The organism is Kutzneria sp. NPDC051319 (genome assembly GCF_040682195.1).
Classification (GTDB): domain Bacteria; phylum Actinomycetota; class Actinomycetes; order Mycobacteriales; family Pseudonocardiaceae; genus Kutzneria.
In genome coordinates this window covers 1-4,883 of the sequence record NZ_JBFBAM010000151.1, presented here as the reverse complement: position 1 = coordinate 4,883, position 4,883 = coordinate 1, and the positions used below count along the sequence as shown (strand labels likewise).

4 protein-coding genes are annotated in these 4,883 nt (G+C 70.6%); 1 reads left to right on the top strand and 3 read right to left on the bottom strand.

All coding sequences use genetic code 11. The features are described from left to right. Positions 1 to 81: 81 nt before the first annotated feature. The 3 genes from AB0M73_RS49590 to AB0M73_RS49580 form a co-directional block, all read right to left on the bottom strand. Positions 82 to 1,008 carry a phosphotransferase gene (locus AB0M73_RS49590; RefSeq protein WP_363907183.1) on the bottom strand — a complete coding sequence of 309 codons (927 nt, stop codon included), beginning with the start codon at positions 1,006 to 1,008 and terminating at the stop codon, positions 82 to 84. 600 nt (positions 1,009 to 1,608) lie between these two features. Then, positions 1,609 to 2,409 (bottom strand): VOC family protein, encoded by an 801-nt coding sequence (locus AB0M73_RS49585; RefSeq protein WP_363907181.1) that lies wholly within the window; start codon positions 2,407 to 2,409, stop codon positions 1,609 to 1,611. Beyond that, positions 2,406 to 2,933: a sigma-70 family RNA polymerase sigma factor gene (locus AB0M73_RS49580; RefSeq protein ID WP_363907179.1), complete on the bottom strand. Its 528-nt coding sequence runs from the start codon at positions 2,931 to 2,933 to the stop codon at positions 2,406 to 2,408. The genes AB0M73_RS49585 and AB0M73_RS49580 overlap by 4 nt, the downstream gene beginning before the upstream one ends. A 116-nt stretch (positions 2,934 to 3,049) precedes the next feature. Here AB0M73_RS49580 and AB0M73_RS49575 point away from each other — a divergent pair, with 116 nt between their 5' ends. Continuing rightward, positions 3,050 to 4,672, top strand: coding sequence for a hypothetical protein (locus AB0M73_RS49575; RefSeq protein ID WP_363907177.1), 1,623 nt, complete (start codon positions 3,050 to 3,052; stop codon positions 4,670 to 4,672). The last annotated feature ends 211 nt before the right edge of the window (positions 4,673 to 4,883 follow it).

The window sequence follows — 4,883 nt, the reverse complement described above, 5'->3', positions numbered from 1 at the left end:
TTGTTGGGGGGCCACGCCCTCACTATTTATTTTTTTGTTTCGGTTTGGGGCTAATTCGGGGGGGGTTGCCAACTGTGCCACTCACGTAACGGCGCGACAGAGGCGTTCACGGGCCTCGTTCTCGGTCAGCGAGGTGACGGGTCGGCCGACCGCGTGCTGATATTTGGCGTCGTAAACCCTGGTCCAGACGCCGGCCGCCCATGCCCTTTCGACTTCGTCGGCGCTGAACTCCCGGCCACGCTCGTGGCAGTACGCGATGAGGAAGCGCTCGGTGTCCTCGACGGTGGCCAGTTCGTCCGCGGTGACGGTCGAACACAGCGCTGCGGCAAATCCGGCCAGGACGGCCTCGCTGTCCACCGTCATGCTGTCCCAGTCGTGCACCACCAGCAGCGCGTCCCCACTCCAGCGCAGGTTGCCGGCCAGCCAGTCGCAGTGGCCGATCACGGCGTCGGAGTCGCCGGCCCGCAGCCGGTCGCGGGCACGGCGACCGGCGTCGTCGATCCACTGGGGACCGGCCACCGCATTGAGGTCGACATCGGAGTCCTCCGGACGCGGCCACAGTCCGTCCTCCGTGTGCCGCCACGCCGCCCACGACGGCGTCGGCTCCAGCGTGGACACCTCGGCCGGCCGCGGCGCGAGCCCGATCAGCTGTGCGAACGCCTCCGCGAAGGCCCTCGCCGGGTCCTCCACCCTCGGGAGCAGCTCTCCGCCGGGGACGTAGGCCTCCGCCGTGGCGATGTCCTCGCCGAACCGGACGGCACCGGTCAGCGGCCGCGGGCACGGATAACCCGCTTCGAACAGCCGCCGCTGCACTTCGACGCAGGCCGTCGTCCGGGCCGAGTCCGGGCGAACCTTGACCACGACCTCACGGTTGTCGGCCAGCCGGAGCCCGATCACCGCGGAGAGGTGCCCGGATCTGAAGATCTCCTCCGCCGGCGGACTGCCCAGCTGCTGCCGGCACCACTGGGCAAGCCGCGCCGGGTCGACGGCAAACGGGCGAGGTGACATCCCGGCATCCTCACATCCTCACATCCGCCGACCGCGTCCCGAGCCGAGGCGGCACGCCCGGCCCCTTCTCCGCGGCACGCCCGGCCGGTCCGTGGCGGGATCATCCCCCGGGGGTACCACCCCGCCGCGACGTGGCATCCTCGCGGCCCCCGATTACTCCCACGGCCCCCAAACACCCTGTACGGCGCCAAGACACCGGCATCGGACAGCGGCCTCAAGCCGGAATCGGGGCAGCGGCCTCAAAACGCCAGCCCCAAGACGCCAACCATCAGGACAGCGACATCAGGACAACGGCGTCAGGACAACGGCATCGGGACAACGGCATCGGGACAACGGCATCAGGACAACGGCGTCAGGACAACGGCGTCAGGACAACGACATCAGGACAACGACATCAGGACAGCGGCATCGGGTCAGCGGCGTCAGAACGGCGACACCCGGACGTTCCACGGCACCAGAACACCTCACGGCACCAGGACAAATTCCCGCCCACCCTGGGGGCGTCCCCCGCTTCCATCCTATCGGCGGTACCCCGAAGTTGATCTCCGCCATCCACGGCCTGTGGACAACCCCGAGGGCTGCCCACAGGCTGTGGATGGGTCAGAGTTGGCCCAGGTAGAAGCGCAGGCCCTGGTCGTCGACGCAGTCCGAGGTGATGCCGTAGGGCATCTGGACGGGGTCGGTGGCGGTGCCGCCGGCGGAGCGGACGCGGGCGACGGCGGCGTGGACGTCGGAGACGGAGTACATGGGCAGGACGGCGGACGACGGGTGCCCGCCGTGCAGGCCGAACATGGTGTGCGGCCCCTGGACCTGCCAGCCGTCGTCGATCTGGCCGGGGGTGAAGGTCCAGCCGAAGACGGAGCCGTAGAAGTCGCGAGCGGCCTGCGAGGACGGCACGAACATGGTCAGGTAGACGATCTCGCCCTGGGCGAAGGTCTCCTGGGCGGCGCCGGGCGAGGACTGGTGCAGGGCGAAGGGCAGGCCCTGGTTGTCGACGCACTCGGCGCTGAGGCCGTAGGACTCCTGGACGGCGTCCGCGGCGGTGCCGCCGGCGGCCCGGACGCGGTCGACGGCGGCGGAGATGTCGGCGACGGCATGGCTGAGGAAGGTGGTCCGGTGCGAAGGAGTGGACCACAGGCCGAGGTGCTGGCCGAGGCCCTGGACGGCGCGGCCGTCGGCGGAGATGCGCCAGCCGAGCACGGACGAGTAGAAGGCGGCGGCACGGGCGGCGTCGGGCGACCAGACGGACGCGTAGACGACATCACCCTGGACGGCGGTGACGGGCATGGCTCCTCCAGACAGGAAGGCGGCGTCGAGCAGGGCACGAAGCCGACGAGCGAAGCGGGGATCGGGATCGACCGGCACGACGGGCTCGAGCAGGTCCTCGAACGGATCGGTCATCGGGTGCCCTCCTCTCGGCCCTGGTATCGGACACGGAAGGCGCCACGGGCCCGGACGAGCAGCGCCTCGGTGGCGTGCACGGTCCGGTCGAGGCACCGGGCCACCTCGGGCACGGGCAGGCCGTCGAGGTAGCGAAGGGTGAGCACGGAGCGGTGCTGCGCGGACAGTTCGGCGAGAACGTCCCGTGCCACCAAGGCATCGAGCCGCTCATCCCACGGGTCCTCGCGCCCGGCGGCGAGGCCGCCGAGGACACGAAGTCCCCGCCGCTCACGTTCGAGGCGGCGCCAGTGGTCGACGAGTTTGTGCCGGGCGACTCCGATGAGCCAACTAGTGCTGACCTCGGAGACGTTGCCGCGACGGCAGGAGTCCATGGCGGCGAGGAACACCTCGGTGGTCAGGTCCTCGGCGACCGGCCGCTGCCCGCACCGGGCCAGCAGGTAGCCGTAGACCTGGGGCAGCGCTCGTTCGTACAGGTCGAGCAGGGTGAGCCCCGGGTCCGGCCGCACCCCGGACGGTTGGTTCATGCCTACACATCGTTCCGGGCCGGCGAACTCCGACGGGGAAAAACCACTCTTCACGGGGAGCGACCGTTCGAGCACGGGCAGCGCACAGGCCTGGTCACCTCTGACACGATGACGCCATGCAGCAGCCGTGGGGCACCGACCCCGAGCTTCGCGACCACCTGGTCGCGCAGTTCCTGGAGTGGGCCGAGCACCGGCACACGCCGGTCGAGCACGTCCAGGACGCCATCATGGCACTGGACTGGAGCAGTCTCGGCCCGACCAACGGCTACTTCCGCTGGACGGTCCGCGACGTCGACCGGTTCCTGCTGGAGTACCTGCCGGACCGGCTGGGCCTGCCGGAGACGGTGTGCGCGAACGGGTCGCTCACGCTGCATCCGCTGCTGGAGTTCCTGGCCCGCTACGGCATGTTGTCCACGGACAGCGATCTGCCGGACGAGATGGGCGACCGTTGCGAGGAGGTGTGGGAGGCGGCGGAGCACCGCGTCTCCTACGACGTGCGGGCCAAGGCGCTGTTCCAGCATGTGCGGGGCGACCAGGCGCTGACGTTCGGGGAGCTGGTGTCCCGGGTGCGCACGATGCCCGTGGACGAGGTGGCCAAGGCGCTGGACGGCATCGACGAGCGGGCGGTGGGCCCGCTGCGGCTGCCGAACGAGCGTGAGCAGTGGTTCGCGGCGGAGCGGGCGCCGGTGTTCGTGTGGTTCGCGCAGCTGCGCCAGGCGTGCGGCGAGGACGGCCTGGAGCTGGTCGACAAAGCCTTGCCGGACGAGATCGCCCTCACGCTGGGCGTCGATCCGGCCGAGCTGCCCCGCGTGCTGGCGTGGGCGCTGGCGGCGGGCGCGGTGCGGCGGCTGAAGGGCCGCCTGGTGCAGGTGGCGGCGTGGCGCAAGGTCGAGAAGCACTCGGTGAACCTGATCCGCAAGGTGTTCGCGGCGCATCCGAAGCTGCCGGGGCGCAGCCTGGTGCAGCTGAGCATCGAGCTGGTGAAGGCGGCGGTCGCGCGCCGGTCGCTGGATCTGCGTGAGGTGCCGGTGCCGGGCGAGGTCGTGGACTTCCTGATGGACTGCGGCCTGATGTTCGCGCTGGGCCGCGAGGCGCGGCTGACGGCGTGCGGGATGCCGATCCTGGTGGAGGTGGCCGAGGAGAACGGACTGCCGGTGCGGGTGCTGCCGCACGCCCTGTGGTCCACGGTGAACGAGCTGATCGACGCGATCCCGGCGGCCGGCGACGAGTGGGCCGACGACGTGCGCGAGTGGAGCATGGAGCAGACGGACCGGCACAACGCGCGTGAGCTGATCAGCCGGGTCGCGACGCCGGACCGGCCGACGGTCGAGGTGATGACGGCGATCCAGGCGTGCGGGGACGTGTTCGGCGAGAAGCGCACGGTGCCGCCGGTGCGGCTGCTGCTCGGCGGCCCGCATGACGGCCCGGCGCTGCTGTGGCTGTTGCGGCACAAGGCTTTGGACGGCGGGGACGTGCCGGCGGTGCGCATCGCCGACGCCCACGTGGCCGAGCTGACGGGACTGTTGGACGCCGGCAACGTGGCGCGGATGCTGGACGCGGTAGCCGAGCACGGGGACACGGCGCAGACGATCGAGTTCCTGAACCTGGTGTGGCGGTCGGACCAGCCGCGGACGTGCGAGGTGCTGCTGGTGATCGCCGAGCACTACGGCGACGAGACCGTGGCGGCGCATGCCCAGAAGCTGGCCGAGCGCCACCGCGGCTGGCACACCCGAGGCTAGCCACCCCGAACCCCCGCGAGTCACGCTCTCCGGCACTCCGAAACACGGTTTCGGGCAGAACCGCGCCTCGGGTCTCGGAACTGCCCGAAACCGCAACTCACCCTGCCCGAGAGCGCGACTGACCCGAAAATAGTGGTGAGTCGACCATGTCCAGGGCATGGCTGTTCCCTCAGACCACCGCCGAGCCGCCGGCAGCCTGAGCACAGTCACC

Excerpts from the sequence above, each read along its gene's own strand:
- AB0M73_RS49590 (WP_363907183.1), bottom strand. The coding sequence starts at position 1,008 with ATGTCACCTCGCCCGTTTGCCGTCGACCCGGCGCGGCTTGCCCAGTGG.
- AB0M73_RS49585 (WP_363907181.1), bottom strand. The coding sequence starts at position 2,409 with ATGACCGATCCGTTCGAGGACCTGCTCGAGCCCGTCGTGCCGGTCGAT.
- AB0M73_RS49580 (WP_363907179.1), bottom strand. The coding sequence starts at position 2,933 with ATGAACCAACCGTCCGGGGTGCGGCCGGACCCGGGGCTCACCCTGCTC.
- AB0M73_RS49575 (WP_363907177.1), top strand. The coding sequence starts at position 3,050 with ATGCAGCAGCCGTGGGGCACCGACCCCGAGCTTCGCGACCACCTGGTC.